This window comes from Nonomuraea sp. NPDC050404 (assembly GCF_040655495.1).
Taxonomy (GTDB): Bacteria; Actinomycetota; Actinomycetes; order Streptosporangiales; family Streptosporangiaceae; genus Nonomuraea.
In genome coordinates this window covers 1-1,945 of sequence record NZ_JBFAKB010000090.1, presented here as the reverse complement: position 1 = coordinate 1,945, position 1,945 = coordinate 1, and the positions used below count along the sequence as shown (strand labels likewise).

The 1,945-nt window shown below is 64.4% G+C and carries 1 protein-coding gene; it reads left to right on the top strand.

The genetic code is table 11. The features are described 5' to 3' along the window. The first annotated feature begins 597 nt into the window (after nucleotides 1-597). On the top strand, nucleotides 598-1,881 hold the full coding sequence (ltrA, locus tag AB0I81_RS63960; RefSeq protein ID WP_360680685.1) for a group II intron reverse transcriptase/maturase: 1,284 nt from the start codon (nucleotides 598-600) through the stop codon (nucleotides 1,879-1,881). The last annotated feature ends 64 nt before the right edge of the window (nucleotides 1,882-1,945 follow it).

The window sequence follows — 1,945 nt, the reverse complement described above, 5'->3', positions numbered from 1 at the left end:
GTGTGCCACGAACGCTGTTGGAGGTTGCGATGTAGAAGGTCGTGCTTTCTGAAGGCGGTGCTGTGCTGGTGATGGAGGTTGGCCCTCCGAGATCGCCCTGCAGGGGGAGATCTCAAACCACCGCAAGCTGCTGCGGTTAAGCGCCGTGGTGGTGAGCGTTGCGGAAAAGGCGTCCAGTGAGGCGTCAGGTGTGAGCCGGGAAGGCGAACGCGAGTGAACCACTGATGAGGTGTCGAAAACGTGTGGTTGGCATCGAAACCCGGGTCGGGATCTTGCTCGGGGATGAGTCTGGCGGGTGCCTGCTGACTGGCCAGATGGTGTCCGGCATGAAGGTGGCGCGAGCTCGGCTTGGGCGCTGGCATGGAACGTGGGAACCTGTCGCTCCGGCGGTGCCGATGGGGTGTTGGACTGTTGGCCGAAGGGAGCGTCCCAAGCAGCGGAAACTGTGAGGGGCGGAGTACCGGTGCGGGGCACGGGGGCGGACCGGCTCGTAGTAGCGCGGAAGCGCCGTAATGGGCGTGGAGCCAAGGGGCCGGGTTGTCCGGGGCGGCTTGGTGGTCAACCGGCTGGTCAATCGACTGGGCTGGGAGGAGCCAGGTGAGTCGGCCGAAGTCACAGGACAAGCCGTTTCAGATTGCCAAGGTGGCGGTCTGGGAGGCGTTTTGGAGGGTCAAGGCGAACAAAGGCGCGGCGGGCGTAGACGGCCAGTCGCTGGAGGAGTTCGAACGGGACCGGGACCGGAATCTGTACAAGATCTGGAATCGGTTGTCGTCGGGCTGCTATTTTCCGCCGCCGGTGCGGGCGGTGGAAATTCCCAAGGCGGCAGGCCGAGGGGTGCGGGTGCTGGGCGTGCCGACGGTGGCCGATCGGATCGCGCAGACGGTGGTGCGGATGTATCTGGAGCCGAAGGTCGAGCCGATCTTCCATCCGGATTCGTATGGTTATCGGCCGGGCAGGTCGGCGCTGCAGGCGGTGGGTGTGTGCCGTCAGCGGTGCTGGCGCTCGGATTGGGTGATCGATCTGGATATCCGGGCGTTCTTCGACACCGTGCCTTGGGATTTGGTGCTCAAGGCGGTCGCTCATCACATCGCACCGGACCAGCGGTGGATTCTGCTGTATGTGGAGCGGTGGCTCAAAGCGCCGCTTCAGTTGGCGGACGGCACGCTGGTGGTCCGAGATCGCGGAACCCCGCAGGGGTCGGCGATCAGCCCGTTACTCGCCAACTTGTTCATGCATTATGCGTTCGATATGTGGATGACCCGGGAGTTTCCCGGCCTCACGTTTGAGCGTTACTGCGATGACGCGGTGGTGCACTGCCGCAGCCAGCGGCAGGCCCTCCAGGTTCGCGATGCCATCGCGGAGCGGCTGGCGCAGGTCGGCCTGGAATTACATCCGGACAAGACACGCATCGTCTACTGCAAGGACGCCAACCGGCGTGGCTCATATGAACACACCGCGTTCACGTTCTTGGGGTATACCTTCCGCCCTCGGCTGGCCCAGAGCAGGCACGGCGATCACTTCGTGTCGTTCCTGCCCGCGGTCAGCAAGGACGCGGCCACCGCGATGAGCCGCACGATGCGCTCCTGGCACATCGGCAGGCGCAGCGATAAGTCCCTCGACGACCTTGCCAGAATGTTCAACAGCATCCTGCAAGGTTGGATCAACTACTACGGGCGCTTCTACAAGTCCGCGTTGGTCCACCCCCTACGCAGGCTCAACCGGCATCTGATGCGGTGGGCCCGCCAGAAATACAAACGGCTGCGCCGACATAAACGCCGCGCGAAGGCATGGCTGGCCGAGGTCGCCCGGCGCGCCCCCGGCCTGTTCGCGCACTGGCGTTTCGGCGCACGTCCTGATGGCTGGGCAATGGGAGCCGGATGAGCTGCGAGGTTCACGTCCGGTTCTGCGAGAGCCGGGGGGTGAAACTCCCCCCGGCTACTCACCT